We start from the raw sequence: 20,206 nt of genomic DNA, 5'->3' as shown, positions 1-20,206 counted from the left end.
ACGGCCGGAACGCCCAGGACGACCGGGACGCCCAGGACGACCAGAACGCCCGGGACACGGACGGCGGGATCACCGATGACGCGCTGCTCGGCGCCGCCGACGTGCGCGAGCTGGCCGCGGCCCTCGGTGTCCGGCCCACCAAGCAGCGCGGGCAGAACTTCGTCATCGACGCCAACACCGTGCGCCGCATCGTGCGCACCGCCGGCGTGCGCCCGGACGACACCGTGCTGGAGGTCGGCCCGGGCCTGGGCTCGCTGACCCTGGCGCTGCTGGAGACCGCGGAGCGGGTCACGGCCGTGGAGATCGACGACCAGCTCGCCGGCGGGCTGCCCGCGACCGTGCGGACCAGGCTGCCGGAGCGGGCCGGGCGCTTCGAGCTGGTGCACGCGGACGCGATGCAGGTGACCGAGCTGCCGGGCGGCGCGCCGACGGCGCTGGTCGCCAACCTGCCGTACAACGTGGCCGTTCCGGTGCTGCTGCACCTGCTGGCCACGTTCCCCAGCATCGAGCGCACGCTGGTCATGGTGCAGTCCGAGGTCGCCGACAGGCTGGCGGCCGGGCCCGGGTCGAAGGTGTACGGAGTGCCCTCGGTGAAGGCCGCCTGGTACTGCGAGGTGCGGCGGGCCGGCGCGATCGGGCGGAACGTGTTCTGGCCCGCGCCCAACGTCGACTCCGGCCTGGTGTCCCTGGTGCGCAGGGACCCGCCCAGCACCACGGCGAGCAGGGACGAGGTGTTCGCGGTCGTGGACGCCGCGTTCGCACAGCGCCGCAAGACGCTGCGCGCCGCGCTCGCCGGCTGGGCGGGCTCGGCGCCGGCGGCCGAGGCGGCGCTGCGTGCCGCCGGGGTCGACCCGTCGGCGCGCGGAGAGGCGCTGACGGTCGAGGAGTTCGCGGCCGTAGCGGAACAGAAAGGGAAGGCTGCATGAACGGGTTCACGGAGGCGGCGGGCACCCCCCGCGCGGCGGCGGCAGCGGCGGCAGCGGTGGACGGGGCGGCGTCGGACGACCCGGCGGGCGTCACCGTGCGCGTGCCGGCGAAGGTCAACGTCCAGCTCGCGGTGGGCGGCAGGCGCGCCGACGGCTTCCACGGCCTGGCCAACGTCTTCCTCGCCGTGGGCCTCTACGACCACGTGACCGCCTTCCCCGCGGAGAAGCTGGAGCTGGAGGTCGCCGGCGCCGACGCCGACGCGGTCCCGGCCGACGCGAGCAACCTCGCCTGGAAGGCCGCCGAGCTGCTGGCCGCGCGGCACGGCATCGAGCCGCGCGTGCGGCTGCGCATCGATAAGGACATCCCCGTCGCCGGTGGCATGGCGGGCGGCAGCGCGGACGCCGCGGGTGCCCTGGTCGCCTGCGACGAGCTGTGGGGCACCGGCGCGTCCAGCGCCGACCTCATGGACATCTGCGCCGAGCTGGGCTCCGACGTGCCGTTCAGCCTGCTGGGCGGCGCCGCGCTGGGCCGCGGCCGCGGCGATCTGCTGACCCCGCTGGAGACCGGCGGCAGCTTCCACTGGGTGTTCGCGGTCGCCGAGGGCGGCCTGTCCACGCCCGAGGTGTACGCCGAGTGCGACCGCCTCAGGGACGCGGCGGGCACAGGGTCCGGCGAGGCCGACGTCCCCGAACCCGAGCCCACCGAGGCCCTGTTGGACGCGCTGGCCACCGGCGACGCCGTGGCCCTCGCGGGCGCGCTCTCCAACGACCTCCAGGACGCGGCGCTCTCGCTGCGCCCCGCGCTGAACGACACGCTCCGCGCCGGCCTCGCCGCGGGCGCGCTGGCCTCGCTGGTGTCGGGTTCCGGCCCGACCTGCGCGTTCCTGGCCAACGACCCGGAGGCGGCCACGGAGATCGCCGGCGCGCTGCTCGCCTCGGGCACCTGCCGCGCCACGCGGATCGCGACGGGTCCCGCGGAAGGTGCGGTACGGGTGGACGCCGGGGAGTAAGCGGTACGGGGCGACGCAGGGCAGTGGTGCGCGCTGCCCCGGTTCAGTCCTCGCCGCGCAGCGCCCGGCGCAGCCCCAGGTTGGCCGAGCCGAGGCCGCCGTCGACGGGCAGGGTCAGGCCGGTGATCCACGACGCGTCGGCCGAGGCGAGGAAGGCGACGGCGGAGGCGATGTCGTCGGGGCGGCCCACGCGGCCGAGCGGATAGTGCCGCGCGGCCCGCTCCAGCGCGTCCTCCCTCCCGTCCCAGCCGGGCGTGTGCACCGTGCCGGGCGCCACCAGGTTGACCCGCACGCCGCGCTCGGCCGCGTGCCCCGCGAGGGTGCGGGTGAGCGAGCCGAGCCCGGCCTTGGCGGCGCTGTAGCCGTGGTTGCCGAAGTCCTGGAGGCCGTTGACCGAGCCGATGCTCACGATCGCGCCGCGCGCCCCGGGAGCGGCCGCGAGGTGCGGCAGCGCGGCGCGGGCGCAGCGGTAGGCGCCGGTGAGCGTCACGTCGAGGTCCAGCAGCCAGTCCTCGTCCCGCTCCTCCTCGAAGAGCGGGGCGTCGGGCGTGCAGGCGAACGCGTTGTTCACCAGCACGTCCAGGCCGCCGAACCGCTCCACGGCGTGCGCGACCGCCGCCTTCACCGACCCGTTGTCCGCCACGTCGCACGCCAGCGGCTCCGCCGTGCCCCCGGCCTCGCGCACCCGCCGCGCCGCCTCCGCGGCACGTTCCCCGTCCCGGTCGGTGACCAGCACCCGCGCGCCCTCGTCCGCCAGGCGCCGGGCCACCGCCTCGCCGATGCCGCGCCCCGCGCCGGTGACCAGTGCCGCGTACCCCTCGAATCTCCGCATCGGGCGAGGATAGGCGGCCGCCCCCGGCACCGGAACCACGCAGGTGGCGGCCGGGATGTGACCCCCGCCCCTGAGCACGCGGGCGGGAATGCGCGGCCGGGCGGCCGACGCTGTCCCGTACATGCAGCATCTCTGGAGCGGCGAAGAGCTCGACCTCGGCACCTATCTGGCCCGCATCGGGTACGAGGGCGAGCACCGCCCCACCCTCGCGGCACTGCGCGCCCTGCACCGCGCGCACGTGCTCTCCCTCCCGTTCGAGAACCTGAACCCGGTGCTGAGCCGCGCCGTGCCGCTCGACCTCCCCTCGCTCCAGGCCAAGATGGTGACCGGCACGCGCGGCGGCTACTGCTACGAGCACGTGACCCTGTTCGCCGCCGCCCTCGAGCGGTTCGGCTTCGGGCTCACCGGGCTGCACGGCCGCGTACGGATGGGCCAGGACAAGGTGCTGCCCACCACCCACGCGATGCTGCGGGTGGAGACGGCGGACTCGGAGCGTCCGTGGCTGTGCGACGTGGGCTTCGGGTCGAGCCCGCTGACGCCGCTGCCGCTGGAGGACGGCGCCGAGGAGAGCGCGGGCGACTGGCGCTACCGCCTGGAGCGGCACACGGTCCCGCCGGAGCCGGGCGCCGACGGCTGGATCCTGTACGAGTGGGACCCGGCCGGCGGGCGCTGGTTCGACCGGCACGCCTTCGTCACGGTCCCGCAGCACCCCGTGGACTACGTCGTGGGCAGCCACTTCGTGGCCTCGCACGAGCGCTCGCCGTTCGTGGCGCGCCCCTACATCCAGCGCGTGCACGACGACCGGCTGCACGTGCTGGACGGGCTCACGCTGCGCACCTACCGCCCCGGCGACGGGAGTGCGCAGGAGCGCGCCGTGGAGCCGCACGAGGCGGTCAAGGTGCTGGAGGACACCTTCGGCGTCGGCCTCGACGACCGTACGGCGGACGAGCTGACGGCGAAGCTGAGCGCCTGAGCGGAAACCGGCGCCCCACCCTCGGACCCGTCCCCCGGCTCAGAGGCAGCCGCGCAGTGCGCGGATCAGCGCCTGGGGCCGGGGGTCCGAGGTGACCGAGGTCTGCACGCGGCGGGTCGCGTAGCCGAAGGCGACGCCGTTCTCCGGGTCGGCGAAGGCCAGCGAGCCGCCGCGGCCCGGATGCCCGAAGGAGCCCGGGCCGAGCATCGGGGACGCGCCGCCGTGCAGCATGAAGCCGAGCCCGAAGCGGGTGTCGACCACCAGCACGCGGTCGGGGCCGGCCGACTCCTCGGAGCGCGCCTGGGTCATCGTGGCCGGCGCGAACAGCCGCCGCGCGTCCGGCAGCGGTCCCGTCAGCGAGGCGTAGAAGCGGGACAGCGAACGCGCGGTGGCGACCCCCGCCTGCCCCGGCAGCCCGGCCGCCAGAAAGGCCGGATCGTTCTCGTCGGGGGCGGGGTCGATCGCGCCGAAGGCACGCCGGGTGAGCGAGCGCGGATCCGCGTACGCCTCGGCCACGGCCTTCTTGGGCCGGGTACGCAGCCCCCGCGCGGAACCACTGCCGGAACCGCCCTGCTCGGGAGGGGCCACAGGCTCCAGCCGTGCGAGGCGCCCCGGCGCTGCCGCCGCCCGGCCCGATATGCCGAACCGCAGGTCGAGCCCGAGCGGCCCGGCGACCTCCTCGTCGAACCAGCGCCCGAGCCCGCGCCCGGTCGCGCGCGCGACGAGCTCGGAGAGCAGCCAGCTATAGGTCTGCGCGTGATAGCCGTGCGCGGTGCCGGGCTCCCACGCGGGCGCCTGCGCGGCGAGCGCGCGCGGCCCGCTGACGCCGTCGACGGCCTCGGCGGGGCTGAGCGGGGTGTCGATGGCGGGGAGTCCGGCGCGGTGCGTCAGCAGGTGCCTGACCAGCACGCGTTCCTTGCCCCTGGCCTTGAACTCCGGCCAGTAGGTGCCGACCGGCGCGTCCAGGTCGAGCTGGCCGCGCTGGTGGAGCAGGTGCAGCACGGCGGCCGCGGGGCCTTTCCCGGCCGAGCGGACCAGCACGGCGGTGCCCTCGGACCACGGGGTGCCGTGCGCGTCGCCGGTGTCGCCGGCCCACAGGTCGACGACGGGGCGCCCGTCGCGGTGCACACACACCGCGGCGCCGGTGTCGCCGCGCTCAGCGAAGTTCCGTACGAATGCGTCCCGGACCGGTTCGAAACCGTCCGCCACCGTGCCCTGGACGTCGACCACGCCTGCCTTCTCTCCCGCCGTTTCCTTCTGCCGTGCCCCATCTATGGTGCAACGGCTCACAGGCACGGCCGTCCACGGGATGCGGCTCGGGGTATGCCCGTACGGGGTCGGGCGGGGGCGGCGGGAGCCCGGCACGAGCGGCACGGCAGGGGTCAACTCCGTAGCGCACGGCCCCTTGTGAGCCGTCGGCGCGCGCGGCGTGGCGGGCCCCGGAGGGGTGCGGCGGCGGACGCGCGGCGGGCGGGGCGTGACCATCAGCACACTCGCGGTGCGCGGGGCACGCCGGCGCCGGGCGGCCGAAGTGGCTTCAGCGGCGGCGGGATTCGCCGTGCGGGCGGCCGAACCGCAGCGGGCCGAGCACGACTTGGGAGGACTTGCGCGCGTCCCGCGCGTCCTCGGCGGCGCGCGGAACGGTGCGGGCGGTCTTCTGCGTCTCCTCGACGGACGAGTTGCTGGGCGCGGTGCTCGGTGCGGTGCTCATGACGAACTCCCCTGAACGACGGATTCACACCCTAAGAGCCACATGTCCGTTTTATCTGTGCCTTGTGTCACATCGCTGGCACCTGTGGCGGACCTCACCCCGGTTTCCGGGTGACTACCGGCCCCGCCGAGGCGTCTGACAGTGCGAAGGGGCAACACGGAGCTGTGCGGCTCCGGCGCGCGCCCCCGACCACAGAGGAGCAGACGATGCCCACAGTCATCGATCACGCCGTCCAGGCCCGCCTGATCGTCCAGTCCCCGGAAGCGCGGGAGCTCACCGCAGCGCTCCGCTACGACGCCGGCGATCCCTTCGCCGTCCGTATCGTCTTCCCGTCCGACGCCTCGCTGGACGGGACCGAGGTCACCTGGACCTTCGCGCGGGAATTGCTGGACGCCGGGCTGCGCGGCCCGGCAGGGCACGGCGACGTACGGATATGGCCGGCCGGCCTGGGCAAGTCCGTCGTCGAGCTGCACTCCTCGGAGGGTGTGGCCGTCCTGGAGTTCCAGGGCTCGGACCTGCGGGAGTTCCTGCGCTGCTCGTACGGGGAGGTCCCCGCCGACCAGGCGGTCTCCCAGCTCGACGTGGACGCGGGCCTGGAGGCTTTGCTGCGCGGCGTGTGAGGGTTCGCGTGGCGTGACCGCCGCCGTTCTGCAGGGCGGAGTCTCGCTCAGGGCGTCCCGCTGCGGCGGGGAGGAGATCGCGGGTCCGTCCGGCGGAAGGGCGTACGCCCCGTCGCACTGCGGTGGGGAACACCCCCGTATCGGTTGCCGGAGGTACGGGGCCCGCGAACCATGGCAATCATGGACCGGCAAGGCAATGGCGCGGCACACGGCTATCTCCGCTTCCCCCACCTGCACGGCGACACCGTCTGCTTCGTCGCCGAGGACGATCTGTGGCTCGCTCCCCTGGACGGCGGCCGGGCCACCCGGCTGACCGTCGACCGCACCCGCGTCGGCCCGCCCCGCTTCTCCCCCGACGGCACCCGCGTCGCCTTCACCTCCTGGCGCAGCCTGGACTCCGAGGTGCACCTGTGCCCCGTCGAGGGCGGCGCCCCCGCGCGCCAGCTCACCCACTGGGGCTCCCCCTACACGCGGGTGTGCGGCTGGACGCCCGAGGGCGATGTGCTCGCGGTGTCCGCGCACAGCATGCCGTTCTCCCACCTGACCTGGTCCTACCGGCTGCCCTGCGAGGGCGGGCCCGGGGTGCGGCTGCCCTGGGGCCCGGTCGCCGACATCGCGGTCGCCGAGCAGGAGGGCGAGCGGCGCACCCTCCTGCTGACCGGCAAGCCTCCGCACGAGCCGGCGTCCTGGAAGCGCTACAGGGGCGGGGCCACCGGACGGCTGTGGCTGCACGGTGAACGCCTCGCGCCGGGCGGCGGCGAGGGGGTCGCGGGCCATCTGGAGTCGGCGATGTTCGTGGGCGAGCGGATCGCGTTCCTCTCCGACCACGAGGGCACGGGCAACCTCTACTCCTGCCTCCAGGACGGCTCCGACCTGCGCCGCCACACCGACCACGACGGCTTCTACGCACGGCACGCCGCGACCGACGGGCGCCGGGTCGTGTACGAGTGCGCCGGGCAGTTGTGGCTGGTCGACGACTTCTCGTACGCCGGCGAGCCCCGGCCGCTGGACGTGCGCACCGGAGGCCCGCGCACCGGGCGCCGCCGCTACCAGGTGCCCGCCGCCTCGCATCTGGACGGGCTCGCCGTGGACGCCACGGGACGGGCCAGCGCCGTCTGCGTACGCGGCTCCCTGTACTGGCTCACGCACCGGGACGGGCCGGCCCGCGCGCTCACCGATACGCCCGGGGTGCGGGTGCGGCTGCCGGAGATGCTGGGGAACACGGGGCGGATCGCGTACGTCACCGACGCGGAGGGCGAGGACGCGATCGAGATCCTGGACCTCCCGCAGATGCCGCTGAACCGCCCGCCGCTGCGCATCGGCGCAGGTCAGCTCGGCCGCGTACGGGAGCTGGTGTCCTCGCCGGACGGCGCGACGATGGCCGTCGCGGCGCACGACGGGCGGCTGCTGCTGGTGCGGATCAAGGACACCGAGATCGTGATCTCGGAGCTGATCCGCTCGCTGAACGGGCCGGTCGGCGACCTCGCGTTCGCGCCCGACTCGCGTTGGATCACCTGGGCGCACCCCGGCATCGGGCGCTCGCTCAGCCAGATCAAGATCGCCCGGATCGCGGGCGAGGAACGCCTGGTCATCGACGTGACCGACGGCCGCTTCGAGGACGAGCAGCCGGTGTTCACGCGGGACGGCCGCTATCTGGCGTTCCTGTCCTGGCGCGGCTTCGACCCGGTGTACGACGTGCACACCGGGGACCTGTCGTTCCCGGTGGGCTGCCGCCCCTATCTGGTGCCGCTGTCGGCCTCCACGCCCTCGCCGTTCGCGCTGGACCCGGACGGCAGGACGGCGGCGGGCGGCCTGGACCCGGTGGACGAGGCCGGCGGCGACGGCTCGGTGCGGGTCGAGCCGGAGGGGCTGCCCAGCAGGGTGACCCCGTTCCCGGTGACGGCGTCCAAGTACAGCGCGCTGCAGCCGGTGGCGGGCGGCGGGCTGATCTGGCTGCGCTTCCCCATCGCGGGCGCGCTGGGCGAGACCTTCGCCGACCCCGACGACACCTCGGGGCAGCCCGCGCTGGAGCACTTCGACCTCCGGAAGGCGCGGCGTACGGAACTCACCGACGACATCGACTGGTTCGAGCTCAGCGGCGACGGCGCGCGGCTCGTGCTCAACGACGAGGGCGACCTGCGCGCCGTGCCCTCGGACGAGCCCGCCGAGTCCAGCACCACCACGCACATCGACCTGCGCCGCATCCTGCACACCGTGGACCCGGCCGCCGAGTGGCGGCAGGGCTTCGAGGAGGCGGGGCGGCTGATCAGGCAGCACTTCTGGGACCCGGGGATGTGCGGGATCGACTGGGACGAGGTGCTGGAGCGGTACCGCCCGCTGGTCGAACGGGTCGCCTCCCCCGACGACTTCGCCGACCTGCTGCGCGAGGTGCTGGGCGAACTGGGCACCTCGCACGCGTACGTGAGCGCCGCGCGGCGCGACGAGGGTCCCGCGCACTACCAGCGCGCCATCGGCCTGCTGGGCACCGACTTCGCGCGCACGCCCGACGGCCGCTGGCTGGTCTCCCGCATCCTGCCGGGCGACTCCTCCGACTCCAAGGCCCGCTCCCCGCTGGCCGGTTCGGGAGTACGGGAGGGTGCGGTGCTGACCCATGTCGACGGACGGCCCGTGGACCCGGTGGAGGGTCCCACGCCGCTGCTGGCCGGCGCCGGCGGCACGACGGTCGAGCTGACCTTCAGCGAACCGGAGCCGGAGCCGGGGTTGGAGCCGGGATCCGGGGCGGTGTCGGGGCCGGGATCCGGGTCGGAGTCGGGGCCGGGCTCGGGTTCCGGCTCGGGTTCGGAGTCCGGCTCGGGCTCGGAGGGCGGCTCGGGCTCGGAGGGCGCGGCCGATATCGAGACGGGCGGTGCGGCCGCCGCCTCCGCGCCGCACCGCGTCGCCGTCGTACCGCTCGTCGACGACCGCCAACTGCGGTACCAGGACTGGGTGGTACGGCGCCGTGAGGTCGTACGGGAGCTGAGCGGCGGGCGGTGCGGCTATCTGCACATCCCGGACATGGGCGGCTCGGGGTGGGCCCAGTTCAACCGCGACCTGCGGCGGGAGGTCTCGCGGCCCGCGCTGATCGTGGACGTGCGGGGCAACGCGGGCGGGCACATCAGCGAGCTGGTGATCGAGAAGCTGACCCGCGCGATCCTCGGCTGGGACCTGACCCGGCACGCGCAGCCGGTGAGTTACGCGAGCAGCGCGCCGCGCGGGCCCGTGGTCGCGGTCACCGACGAGATGACCGCCTCCGACGGCGACATGATCACCGCCGCGTTCCGGCTGCTCGGGATCGGCCCCGTGGTGGGGGCCCGCACCTGGGGCGGCGTGGTCGGCATGACCGGGCGGCACCGCCTCGTGGACGGCACGGCGATCACGGTGCCGATGAACGCCGCGTGGTTCGACGCGGAGGGCTGGGGCTGGTCGGTCGAGAACCACGGCGTCGAGCCCGACATCGAGGCCGTGAGGGCCCCCTTGGACTGGGCGGAGGGCCACCACCCCCCTCTGGAGACAGCGGTACGCGAGGCGCTCTCTTTGCTCGCCGAGCACCCGGCGGCGACCCCGCCGGAGAGCGAGAGGGCAACGCCCCCGGACCGCCGACGGCCGCTGTTGCCACCGCGAGGCGGAAAACCCCGCAGCGAATAGCACCCCTCCCGCCGCAGCGGAAGCAGCCCGGCGGCAGCGGTCGGCGGTCGGAGCGCAATCCGCGCTCACGACCGCCGACCGCGTCCGCTGTGGTCACCCACCGCCGCGGCGGATCAAGGGGGCTGGGCACCCCTTTGCGGGCAAGGCAGCGCGGGGTTGCTCAACCCCGTGCGCGCAGGGCCCCGCGCGGCAGCGCGGTACTCAGCCGGACACCCGGGACTTCTCGTCCGCTTCGCCACCCGCGCCGACCAGCCCCGTCGGCACGCCGTTCTCGGCCAGCCGCGGAGCGAACCGCTTCATCTCGCGCTGCCCCACCGTGCCGATCAGCGCGGGCAGGTAGCCGCGGATGCCCTGCATGCCGCGGAGCCACCACTGCCCGTACACGTGCGCGGAGCGCCGCTCGATGCCGTCGACGATCCGGTCAACGGCGGGACCCAGCGGGTACGTCTTGTTGGCCGGCCACGGAAGCTGCTGCCGCAACTCGCGCATCACGTCGTCCTGGTCCGCGCCGCGCACCATGTCGGTGTCCGTCCAGGACAGGTAGCCCACCCCGACCCGTACGCCCTTGTACCCGACCTCCGCGCGCAGGCTGTGCGCGAACGCCTCGACGCCCGACTTGGACGCGCAGTACGCCGACATCATCGGCGCCGGCGTGATCGCCGCCAGCGAGGCGATCTGCAGGAAGTACCCGCGCGACTCGCACAGCACCGGCAGGAACGCGCGCCCCGTCACCGCGCCGCCGATCAGGTTGACCTCGATCACGCGCCGCCAGGCCACCGGGTCGGAGTCCATGAACGGACCGCCCGCCGCGACACCGGCGTTGGCCACCGCCACGTCGACCTTGCCGAACCGCTCCCTGACCTCCGCCGCGACCCGGGCCATCGCCTCGTGGTCGGTGACGTCCGCGTGCCAGTAGTCGGACTCGGTGGCCAGCCGCTCGCTGACCTGCTTCAGCTCGTCCGGCTCCAGGCCGACCAGCGCCAGCTTCGCGCCGCGCGCCGCCAGCTTGCGCGCGAGGAGTTCGCCCACTCCGCGCGCGGCGCCGGTGACGACGACGACCTGACCCTCAAGGCTCCTGCGGCTCACGACGCTGCCCCTCCTCCGGTTGCCTTCCGCTGCTGCTTCGTGCCCTTGGCGTTCTTCGCGGCGCTCTTGCCTGACGAGCGCTTCGCCGCCCCGGAGTCGGATCCCGCGCCCACCGGCTCCGGCACCAGGTGCTCGCGCACCAGCCCCCGCAGCACCCCGGCCACCGCCTCCGGCGCCTCGATGGGCGTCATGTGGCCGAGCCCGGCGAGTTCGTGCAGGCCCACGCAGTCGGGCAGCGCCTCGGCGAGCCCGCGCGCGTGCGGGTACGGGGTGAGCCTGTCGGCCGTCCCCGAGATCACCGCGGTCGGCAGCCTCAAGTCCCGTACGCGGGCGTGCAGGTCGAGGTCGGCCAGCACCCCGCCCCAGGCGGCGCGCACCCCGGTCGGGCAGGCGTGCACGATGCGCGCCACCACCTCGGTCTGCTCGCGGGTGGCCCCGGGGCCGAGCGTCCCGTACTTGAGCGCCGCCCTGCTGACCGGCGTCACGGGACCCAGCGGCGCGCGGGCGCCCAGCACCAGCCGGTGCGCCGCGGTCCTGGCACGCGCCGAGCGCAGCGGGATCACGCGGGACTCGGCCAGCAGCCGGTGCGAGCCCGTGCTGCACAGCATGAGCGCCGCCGCGCGCTCGTTGAGCTGGCGGGTGCGGGCCGCGGCCATCAGCGTCATGCCGCCCATGGAGTGCCCGCCGAGCACGGCCTTCTCGCCGGGTTCCAGTACGGCGTCCAGCACCGCGCACAGGTCGTCGGCGAGGGTCGCCGGGGTGTACGCGTGCGGAACGGCGGCCGGCGAACGCCCGTGCCCCCGCTGGTCGTAGACGATCACGCGGTGCCCGTCGGCGGTGAGCTCGCGGATGACCGCGGCCCAGAACAGCGTGGAACACGTCCACCCGTGCGCGAGGACCACCGCGGGATCGCCGTCCCTGCCGTGCACCTCGATGTGCAGCCGGGAGCCGTCGGCCGAGGTCGCGGTCAGCTCGCGCGCGGCGGCGGGCGGCGCGTAACGGCCGGTCAGGCCACGGGCATTGGCGCTCTCTGTCTGCGTGATGCGGCCCATCACTGGTCCTCCCCTGCGTGGAAGGCGGAGGTGGACGCGCCGCGCCCGGCAGCGACGGTCACGGCGGGCGCCGCACCGCCGCGCGGCCCGCGGATCACGTCGTACTCCTCCAGCCTGACTTCCTGCGTCACCTTGCGGAACTCGGCGGTGGTGCCCGGCCACACGGTGGTGTTGCGCCCGTTGGCGTCCAGGTACCAGCTGTCGCAGCCGGTGTTCCACACCGTGCGCTTCATGCGGTCCTGCATGTGCGCGTTCCAGGACTCGACCGACTCGGTACGGGCGTTGAGCGCGACCTTCTCCCCGCCGCCGCCCAGCACGTCCAGCTTGGACAGGTAGTCGATCATGTAGTTGAGCTGCGCCTCGATGATGAGGATCATCGAGCTGTTCCCCAGCCCGGTGTTGGGCCCGATGATCGTCATGAAGTTGGGGAAGCCGTTGGCGGTGCAGCCGCGCAGACCCTTCATGCCGTCCCGCCACTCCTCGGCGAGCGTGGTGCCGTTGGCGCCCTTGATCCGGTGCGAGATCGGCATGTCCGTCACATGGAAGCCGGTGCCGAAGACGATCGCGTCGACCTCGGCCTCCGTACCGTCGGACCCGACCAGGGTGTTCCCGCGGACCTCGGAGAGCCCGGCGGCGACCACGTCCACGTTGGGCTGCGCGAGCGCCGGGTAGTAGCTGTTGGACAGCAGGATGCGCTTGCAGCCGATCCGGTAGTCGGGGCTCAGCTTGGCGCGCAGCTCCGGGTCCTTCACCGCGCGCTTCATGTGCGCGCCGGCCAGCTTCTCCACCATGCCGAGCTCGTTCGGCCGCTTGGTGAACGCGCTGACCTGCAGCTCGCGGATGGTCCACAGCGCCTGGCGGCGGATCGCGCGGGTCGCGGGGAGCTTGGTGTGCAGCCACCGCTCCAGACCGGTGATCTTCCGGTCGAGGCGCGGCATCACCCAGGCCGGGGTGCGCTGGAAGAGCGTCAGCTTCGCGACCTCGGGCTGGATCGCCGGTACGACCTGGATCGCGGAGGCGCCGGTGCCGATCACGGCGACCCGCTTGCCCTTGAGGTCGTAGTCGTGGTCCCACTGCGCCGTGTGGAAGACCTTGCCCTCGAAGCCGTCCAGGCCCGGGATGTCCGGCAGCTTCGGGTCGGACAGCGGCCCCGTCGCGGAGACCACGAACTCGGCGGTGAGCCGGTTGCCCTGCGAGGTCTCGATGTTCCAGCGCAGCTCCTCGGGGTCCCAGCTCATCATCTGGACCTCGGAGTTGAAGCGGAGGTGCTGCCGCAGCCCGAAGGTGTCGGCGGTCCGCTCCAGGTAGCGCCTGATGTGCTCCTGCCCGGAGAAGTTGCGCGGCCACTCCGGGTTGGGAGCGAAGGAGAAGGAGTACAGGTGCGAGGGGACGTCGCAGGCGCAGCCCGGGTACGTGTTGTCGTGCCAGGTCCCGCCGACGGCCTCCCGCCGTTCCAGTACGACGAAGTCGGTGACGCCTGCCCGGCGCAGCCGCACGGCGGCGCCGAGGCCGCCGAAGCCCGATCCGATCACCGCCACTCGTACATGCTCGTGCTCGCGCTCGGCCGCCATCTGCCGCCTCCCGGGGGTCGGTTCACCACGCTGTGTCCACACCGTGCCAGCAATCACTGGCACGATTGGGAGACTAGGCCACACACATACCGAGCGGTAGGGGTCGCGCGTGGAAAGTTACTGGCGGTACGTCGTCACACAAGGTGTGGGCGATCGGTCCGCCGAGGGGCGGAACGGGCGGGCACACCGGACCGCAGCCCCCGCGCCCCACCCGGCCCCGCACCCAAGGGGGCACCCCGCACCCGCAGAGCAGCGCCTACGCTGAACCCGTGGCGAGCAACGAGGAAACGCAGCACACGCACCAAGACCAGGAGCGGCAAGAGGCGCAAACCCCGGAAGCGCAAAGGGAGTTCCGCGCGACAGAACTCGCGGAAGCCGCCGGCATCACCACCCGCACCCTCCGCTTCTACCGCGAACGCAAACTCCTCCCACCCCCACGCCGCGAGGGCCGCATCGCCTGGTACGACGAGCACCACCTCGCCCGCCTCCACACCATCTCCGCGCTGCTCGCCCGCGGCCACACCCTCGGCGGCATCGCCGACCTGCTCGGCGCCTTCGAGACGGCCCGCGACACCCGCGACGCCGCCGAACTCCTGGGCCTGGAAGCCACCCTGCGCACCCCGTTCTCCGAGGAGACCGCCGTACGCCTCACCCCGGAGGAGCTCGCCGACTACTTCCAGGGCGAGGTCACCCCGGAAAACCTGGCCGGCGCCGTGGACATCGGCTACGTGGCCGTGGACGGCGACGAGTTCGTGCACACCAGCCGCCGCCTCCTGGAGGCCTCGGCCGAGCTCGTACGCAGCGGCGTACCGCTCTCCGCCGTCCTCGCCGCCGGCCGCGAGCTGCGCCGCCAGACCGACAGCATCGCCGAGGTCTTCGCGGAGATCTTCCGCACCCACCTGCTGCCGAAGAAGCTCTCCGACTCGACCACCGTGGACGCCGCGGACGCGCAGGCGATCAACGAGCTGCTGGAGCGCATCCAGCCGGTGGCCAAGCAGATCGTGGAGGCCGAGCTGGGCCTCGCCCTGGACCGCCGCGTACGCAGCGAACTGGAGCAGGTACTCGGAGTGACCCCGCAGGACCGCGAGGCCCAGCCCCCGCCCGCGTGAAGCGGGCCACAGTTTCCGCCCACTTGGAACCAACATGTCCGGTTTAGACTCTCTTCGTGTGAAGGCAGCCGGAACGCGAAGGGTGGGCCGTGGCGGGGGGACCGCCGCACTGTCATGAAGATCAGCTTCCTCATATTCGACGTCCACGGCATCGGCGGCACCATCCGCTCCACGGTCAACCTCGCCGGCGCCCTCGCCGCGCGCCACGAGGTCGAGATCGTCTCGCTGCTCCGCACGGCCGACGCCCCGGCCCTCGCCGTGGACCCCCGCGTCACGGTGCGCTCCCTCGTCGAGGCCCGTAAGGGCGCACCCGGATTCGACCCCGCACACGACCCCGAGGCGAACCCCGCCAGGGTCTTCCCCCAGGGGGACGGCCCCTACAAGCGGGCCAGCGCCCTGGTCGACGAGCGGGCCGCCGAGTGGCTCTCCGCGACCGACGCCGACGTGCTGATCGGCACCCGCCCCGGCATCAACGTCTACCTCGCCGAGTACGCGCCCGCCTCGACGCTGCGCATCGGCCAGGAGCACCTCACCCACGCCGCGCACCGCGCCCCCGTGAGGGAGGCCCAGGACGCGGTGGTCCCGCGGCTGGACGCGTTCGTGACCGTCTCCGAGGCCGACGCCCTCGACTACCGCGACTCCCTCGCGCTGCCCGCCGACCGGGACGGCGCCTCGCTCCCGTACATCCGCTGCATCCCCAACGCCTGCCCGCCGCCCCGCGCCCTGCCCTCGGACGGGAGCAGCAGGACGATCGTGGCCGCCGGGCGGCTGGCCAAGGTCAAGAACTACGGGATGCTGCTGGACGCCTTCGCCGAGGTCGCCGCCGTACGCCCGGACTGGTCGCTGCGGCTGTACGGGCGCGGCCGCGAGGAACCCGGGCTGCGCCGCCGCATCGAGGAGCTGGGCCTGGCCGACCGGGCGACCCTGATGGGGGCGCACTCGCCCATCGAGACCGAGTGGTCCAAGGGCGCCATCGCGGCGGTGACCTCGCACTCCGAGGCGTTCGGGCTGACCATCGTGGAGGCCATGCACGCCGGGCTCCCGGTCGTCGCCACGGACTGCCCCTACGGGCCCGGCGAGATCATCGAGGACGGCCGGGACGGCGTGCTCACCCCGCCCGGCGACCCGCACGCCTTCGCCGAGGCCCTCATCTCGCTGATCGACGACGCGGAGCGCCGCCGCGCCATGGGCGAGGCGGCCCGTGCCAAGGCCCCCGACTACGACCCCGAGCGCATCGCCCGGCGCTACGAGGAGCTGATCGGCGAACTGGCCGCCGCGCGCGGCCTCCCGCTCGGCGCCCGCGCCGTCTCCACGCCGCGCGCCGGGTCCCGCCGCCCCGGCGGCCTCCGCTCCCGCACGGCCGCCGCACTGCGCCCGCTGCTGCTGGCCGTGGCGCCGGACAATCCGGCGGCACGCAAGTACGCGCGGCTGCGCCCGAGCGCCTTCTGCCGGGCCACCGAGGACGGCGGCCTGCGCGTCGAGCTGCCCGTGGACGGCGTCCCCGGCAGGCGCCTCGACCTGGTGCTGCGCCGCCGCAAGGGCACAGGGCCCGAGGACGAGATCCGGCTGCCGCTGCCCCCGCGCCGCGAGGCCGTGGACGGGCGGCTCGCGGTGACCCTCGCGCGCGACGCGCACCGGCTCGCCGAGGGCCGCTGGGATTTCTACGTGGAGCGCCCCGCCGACGGCGCGCGCCGCCGTGTGCGCGCCGAACTCGTCGAGCAGGCGCCCCTGATGGGCCTCCCGCCGCGCGCCGACGAGGCCGGGGTGTCCGCCTGGATCCCGTACGCCACCTCGGACGGGCGGCTGGCGGTGCGCGCCTGGCTGCGGCCCGCGCACGCCGAGGTGCACGGCGTCCGGGTCGGCACCTACGGGACGACCGTGGAGGGCGAGCTGCTGGGCGCCACGTTCGCGGGCGGGGACTCCGGGGGCGAGGGGCGGCTGCCCGAGGTGGAGCTGCGCCGCCGCGCCGACGAGGACGTGCCGACCGCCTCGCTGCGGCTGCCGGTGGACCGCGCCCCCGGCGGGGACCAGGCCCTGGGCACCGGCTTCTCCTTCACGCTGCCGCACGACGACTTCGCCGAGCACCTCGCCGGGGAGCGCGAGCTGTGGGACCTGTGGCTGCTCACCGGGAACCCGGAGGACGCACCCGTACGGGTCGGCAGGCTGGGCGGCGACATCGTGGACCGCAAGCGCACCGACGTCTTCCCCGCGGCCGAACGGGAGCTGGACGGCGCCGAGCGCGCCAGGGTGCGGCCCTACTTCACGACGGTGAACAACCTCGCGATCGCCGTGCGCCCCGAGTCCCCCGACCAGGCGCCGGCCATCCCGCTGCGCCCGGCCTCACCGCGCGACACCCCGGCCCCGCCGGCCGAGGCGGCGTGACGGGGCGGTGTGACGGCGCGGTGTGACGGGGCAAGGCCGGACCCCCTGGGGGATCAGGCTCCCGCTCAGCCCTGCGTCGTGAAGTCCACGGTCACCGGCGCGTGGTCGCTCCACCGCTCCGGGTGGCTCGGCGCCCGCTCGACGACGGCCTTCACGGCGCGCTCCGCGAGACCGGGGCTGGCCACCGCGTAGTCGATGCGCCAGCCGGAGTCGTTGTCGAAGGCGCGGCCGCGGTAGGACCACCACGAATACGGGCCGTCGACCTCGGGGTGCAGCTTCCTGACCACGTCCTCGTATCCCCCGTCCTCGGGGTCGAAGACGCGGGTCAGCCACGCGCGCTCCTCGGGGAGGAAGCCGGAGTTCTTCCGGTTGGCCCGCCAGTTCTTGAGGTCGGACTCCTGGTGGGCGATGTTCCAGTCGCCGCAGACCAGGACCTCGCGGCCCTCGGCGGCCGCGCGCGCCCGCAGGTCCTTGAGATACGGCAGGAAGGCCGCCATGAAGCGCTCCTTCTCGTCCTGCCGCTCGGTGCCCACCTCGCCCGAGGGCAGATAGAGGCTGGCGACCGTGACCCCGGGCAGGTCGGCCTCCACATAGCGCCCCGAGTCCTCGAACTCGGCCTCGCCGAAGCCGATCCGCACCGCGTCCGGCTCCCGCCGGGTCAGCAGCGCCACACCGGCCCGGCCCTTGGCGGCCGCCGGGGCATACACCGTGTGCCAGCCCTCGGGCTCGCGCACCGCGTCGGCGAGCTGGTGCTCCTCGGCCCGCACCTCCTGGAGGCAGACCACGTCGGCCTCGGTGGCGGCCAGCCACTCCACGTAGCCCTTCTTGGCCGCGGCCCGCAGCCCGTTCACATTCACCGTCGTCACTTTCAGCATCCGGATCAGCCTACGACGGCCCACTGACAGGCCGGTGCCGACGGGCGCGCGGGTGCCGACGAGCCGGTGCCGACGGGCGAGACGGTGCCGGCTGGGCGGCGCCAACCGGGCGGTCCTTCAGCGGAGCCGCTTGGCGAAGCAGCGGCTCTCCGGCTCGAACCGGTAGACCCCGAACTTCTCCGCCGGCTCGTAGCCGGAGGAGGTGTAGAGGCCGATCGCCTCGGGCTGCTTGGTGCCGGTCTCCAGCACCATCCGGACGCGTCCCGTCGCCCGCGCGTCCGCCTCCAGCTCCGCGAGGATCTTGCGGGCCAGGCCGCGGCCCTGGGCCTCGGGCACCACGAACATCCGCTTGATCTCGGCGTCCCCGTCCGCGTACCCCTCCTCGTCCGCCTCCCTGGCGCGCCAGCCGCCGGTGGCCACCGGACGGCCGTCGTCGTCGTACGCCAACAGGTAGACGCCGCGCGGCGGCTCGAACATGGCCGGGTCCAGCGGGGTCACGTCGCCGGGGCCGCCGTAGCGCTCCGCGTAGACCTGCTGTACGAGGGCGTCCAGCCGTATCGCGTCGGGGTGGTCGAAACGGGTGCGGCGTATCTGCATCCCGGCATCGTAGACAGCGCGGAGCACACCGCCAGTGGCCCCGCCAAAGCCGCCCCGCCTCAGGCGCCCCCGCTCTCCTTCACCGCGTGCCGCAGCCGTACCGCCGTGGCGATCTCCACCACACCGAGCGCCGCCAGCCAGCAGCCGCCCAGCACCGCGAGCACCAGCACCGAGGAGAGCGGCGAGACCACGAGCACGATCCCGCCGAGCACGCTCACCACGCCGAGCGCGATCTGCCAGCCCCGCGCGGGCGCCATCGGATCGCCCCCGGCGCCGGCGATCTGCGTGATGCCGCGCAGCACCCAGCCGACCCCGATCCACAGCGCGAGCAGCACCACCGACCTGAGCTCGCCGCGGAAGCAGAACAGCCCGAGCAGGAACGACACGGCCCCGCTGAGCACCCCGACCACCCTGGTCGCCGTCGCGGCGCGGGTGCCGAACGCGGCGATGACCTGCACCATGCCGCTGACCAGCAGATACACGCCGAACGCGACCCCCGCGACCAGCACCGTCGCATCGGGCCACAGCAGCACGACCAGGCCCAGCAGCACGGCGGCCGCGCCCGCGGCGAGCAGCGCCTGCCACGTACGCCGGGCGGCCAGCCGCACCAGCGGGGAGTCGGGCCACTTGTTCACCCCGGCGGGCCCGTGCCGCCCGGGAGCGCCGTCGGCCGCCGGGGAACCGGGGCCGCCGTCGGCACCGGAACCGCCGGGGCCGTCCGCACCGCCGGGGCCGTGGCCGCCGGGTCCGTGGTGGCCGTTGCCGGAGTTTCCAGGAGGGGAGAAATGCGACATACCGCTATTGTTCCCAGCCGCGCGCTCTCCGCACCCGGCACCTGCCCCGCGCCTCCCCGTACCTCTGTGCCGCGCGCCCGCCCTTCGGCATGATGTCCGCACCCGCGGAACACCGCGTTCCCCACGCGATGCCCCCGCGGACCGGCGCGAGCATCCAGGGAGCGGCACGTGAGCGACAGCGGAACCACGGAAACGGCGGGCGAGCCGGGCGGCGTCTGGGAGGGCCAGGCCGTCGCGCACAACGCCCGCGTCTGGAACTACTGGCTCGGCGGCAAGGACTACTACGACGTCGACGCGCAGGTCGGCGACCGCGTGGCCGCCATGCACCCGGGCATCCGCGACGTGGCACGCGCCGACCGCGCCTTCCTGGGCCGCGCCGTCGCGCACCTGGCGGGCGAGGCGGGCGTCCGCCAGTTCCTGGACGTGGGCACCGGGCTGCCCACCGTGGACAACACCCACGAGGTCGCCCAGCGCATCGCCCCCGAGTCCCGGGTGGTGTACGTGGACAACGACCCGATCGTCCTCACCCACGCCCGCGCCCTGCTCTCCGGGTCCCCGCAGGGCGCGACCGCCTACCTGGACGCGGACGCGCACGACCCGGACGCCGTGCTGGCCGGCGCGGCCGGCACCCTGGACCTGTCCCGGCCCGTCGCGATCATGCTGCTGGGCATCCTGAACTTCGTCCCCGACACCGGCCGCGCCGCCGAGGTCGTACGCCGCCTCCTGGACGCCGTGCCCTCCGGCAGCCACCTCGCGCTCACCCACCCCACCCTGGAGCTGGGCGGCGCCTCCAACGCCGAGGCCATGCGCTTCTGGAACGAGAACGCCACCCCGCCCATCGTGGCCAGGGACGAGCGCGAGATCGCGGGCTTCCTTGAGGGGCTGGAGATCCTGGAGCCCGGCATCGTCTCCTGCACCCACTGGCGCCCCGCGGCTCCGGCGGGGGAACTCCCGCCGCCGGTCCCCCAGTTCGCGGCCCTCGCCCGCAAGCCGTAGCCCGCAAACCCGTAGCCCGTACGCCGC

Annotated in this window: 17 protein-coding genes; 8 read left to right on the top strand and 9 right to left on the bottom strand. The window is 74.3% G+C overall.

The window, feature by feature from the left end; translation table 11 throughout:
* The first annotated feature begins 68 nt into the window (after window positions 1-68).
* Window positions 69-926, top strand: a complete 858-nt coding sequence (gene rsmA, locus ABEE00_RS01930; RefSeq protein WP_345743542.1) for a 16S rRNA (adenine(1518)-N(6)/adenine(1519)-N(6))-dimethyltransferase RsmA — start codon at window positions 69-71, stop codon at window positions 924-926.
* Window positions 923-1,936 (top strand): 4-(cytidine 5'-diphospho)-2-C-methyl-D-erythritol kinase, encoded by a 1,014-nt coding sequence (locus tag ABEE00_RS01925; RefSeq protein ID WP_345743381.1) that lies wholly within the window; start codon window positions 923-925, stop codon window positions 1,934-1,936. The genes rsmA and ABEE00_RS01925 overlap by 4 nt, the downstream gene beginning before the upstream one ends.
* A 43-nt stretch (window positions 1,937-1,979) precedes the next feature.
* Here ABEE00_RS01925 and ABEE00_RS01920 read toward each other — a convergent pair whose 3' ends face one another.
* Window positions 1,980-2,768, bottom strand: coding sequence for an SDR family NAD(P)-dependent oxidoreductase (locus tag ABEE00_RS01920; protein WP_345743380.1), 789 nt, complete (start codon window positions 2,766-2,768; stop codon window positions 1,980-1,982).
* A 121-nt stretch (window positions 2,769-2,889) separates the two neighbouring features.
* On the opposite strand from ABEE00_RS01920, the gene ABEE00_RS01915 reads away from it, so the two are divergent.
* Window positions 2,890-3,741, top strand: a complete 852-nt coding sequence (locus tag ABEE00_RS01915) for an arylamine N-acetyltransferase family protein (protein WP_345743379.1) — start codon at window positions 2,890-2,892, stop codon at window positions 3,739-3,741.
* 39 nt (window positions 3,742-3,780) lie between these two features.
* Here the strand turns inward: ABEE00_RS01915 and ABEE00_RS01910 are convergent, their stop codons facing one another.
* On the bottom strand, window positions 3,781-4,971 hold the full coding sequence (locus ABEE00_RS01910; protein WP_345743378.1) for a serine hydrolase domain-containing protein: 1,191 nt from the start codon (window positions 4,969-4,971) through the stop codon (window positions 3,781-3,783).
* Window positions 4,972-5,278: 307 nt separating this feature from the next.
* On the bottom strand, window positions 5,279-5,452 hold the full coding sequence (locus ABEE00_RS01905; RefSeq protein WP_345743377.1) for a hypothetical protein: 174 nt from the start codon (window positions 5,450-5,452) through the stop codon (window positions 5,279-5,281).
* Window positions 5,453-5,658: 206 nt separating this feature from the next.
* Here ABEE00_RS01905 and ABEE00_RS01900 point away from each other — a divergent pair, with 206 nt between their 5' ends.
* Entirely contained in the window at window positions 5,659-6,072 is a 414-nt protein-coding gene (locus ABEE00_RS01900) for an SsgA family sporulation/cell division regulator (RefSeq protein ID WP_345743376.1), read from the top strand.
* Between the two features lie 180 nt (window positions 6,073-6,252).
* A complete protein-coding gene (locus tag ABEE00_RS01895; RefSeq protein WP_345743375.1) occupies window positions 6,253-9,717 on the top strand; it encodes a S41 family peptidase in 3,465 nt (1,154 codons plus the stop codon).
* A 201-nt stretch (window positions 9,718-9,918) separates the two neighbouring features.
* On the opposite strand, the gene ABEE00_RS01890 is transcribed toward ABEE00_RS01895, so the two are convergent.
* Genes ABEE00_RS01890 through ABEE00_RS01880 form a run of 3 tightly spaced genes read right to left on the bottom strand, consistent with a single transcriptional unit; the run spans window position 9,919 to window position 13,426 of the window.
* On the bottom strand, window positions 9,919-10,803 hold the full coding sequence (locus ABEE00_RS01890) for an SDR family oxidoreductase (RefSeq protein WP_345743374.1): 885 nt from the start codon (window positions 10,801-10,803) through the stop codon (window positions 9,919-9,921).
* Window positions 10,800-11,855: an alpha/beta fold hydrolase gene (locus ABEE00_RS01885; protein WP_345743373.1), complete on the bottom strand. Its 1,056-nt coding sequence runs from the start codon at window positions 11,853-11,855 to the stop codon at window positions 10,800-10,802. The genes ABEE00_RS01890 and ABEE00_RS01885 overlap by 4 nt, the downstream gene beginning before the upstream one ends.
* A complete protein-coding gene (locus tag ABEE00_RS01880; protein WP_345743541.1) occupies window positions 11,855-13,426 on the bottom strand; it encodes a flavin-containing monooxygenase in 1,572 nt (523 codons plus the stop codon). Before ABEE00_RS01880 ends, ABEE00_RS01885 begins: the two co-directional genes overlap by 1 nt.
* Before the next feature lie 269 nt (window positions 13,427-13,695).
* Between ABEE00_RS01880 and ABEE00_RS01875 the strand changes: the two genes are divergently transcribed.
* Window positions 13,696-14,535 carry a MerR family transcriptional regulator gene (locus tag ABEE00_RS01875; RefSeq protein ID WP_345743372.1) on the top strand — a complete coding sequence of 280 codons (840 nt, stop codon included), beginning with the start codon at window positions 13,696-13,698 and terminating at the stop codon, window positions 14,533-14,535.
* A 114-nt stretch (window positions 14,536-14,649) separates the two neighbouring features.
* Window positions 14,650-16,917, top strand: a complete 2,268-nt coding sequence (locus ABEE00_RS01870; protein ID WP_345743371.1) for a glycosyltransferase family 4 protein — start codon at window positions 14,650-14,652, stop codon at window positions 16,915-16,917.
* Window positions 16,918-16,982: 65 nt separating this feature from the next.
* On the opposite strand, the gene ABEE00_RS01865 is transcribed toward ABEE00_RS01870, so the two are convergent.
* The 3 genes from ABEE00_RS01865 to ABEE00_RS01855 all read right to left on the bottom strand — a co-directional run bounded on the left by ABEE00_RS01865 (window position 16,983) and on the right by ABEE00_RS01855 (window position 19,183).
* Complete coding sequence (locus tag ABEE00_RS01865; RefSeq protein ID WP_345743370.1) at window positions 16,983-17,792, bottom strand: exodeoxyribonuclease III; 810 nt, start codon at window positions 17,790-17,792, stop codon at window positions 16,983-16,985.
* Window positions 17,793-17,909: 117 nt separating this feature from the next.
* Window positions 17,910-18,389 carry a GNAT family N-acetyltransferase gene (locus ABEE00_RS01860; RefSeq protein WP_345743369.1) on the bottom strand — a complete coding sequence of 160 codons (480 nt, stop codon included), beginning with the start codon at window positions 18,387-18,389 and terminating at the stop codon, window positions 17,910-17,912.
* A gap of 59 nt (window positions 18,390-18,448) precedes the next feature.
* A complete protein-coding gene (locus ABEE00_RS01855; protein ID WP_345743368.1) occupies window positions 18,449-19,183 on the bottom strand; it encodes an HdeD family acid-resistance protein in 735 nt (244 codons plus the stop codon).
* Between the two features lie 168 nt (window positions 19,184-19,351).
* Here ABEE00_RS01855 and ABEE00_RS01850 point away from each other — a divergent pair, with 168 nt between their 5' ends.
* On the top strand, window positions 19,352-20,179 hold the full coding sequence (locus ABEE00_RS01850; RefSeq protein ID WP_345743367.1) for an SAM-dependent methyltransferase: 828 nt from the start codon (window positions 19,352-19,354) through the stop codon (window positions 20,177-20,179).
* Window positions 20,180-20,206 lie beyond the last annotated feature (27 nt).

The sequence above is a fragment of the Streptomyces odontomachicola genome, from assembly GCF_039605595.1.
GTDB lineage: Bacteria > Actinomycetota > Actinomycetes > Streptomycetales > Streptomycetaceae > Streptomyces.
This window is presented reverse-complemented; position numbering and strand designations above follow the sequence as displayed.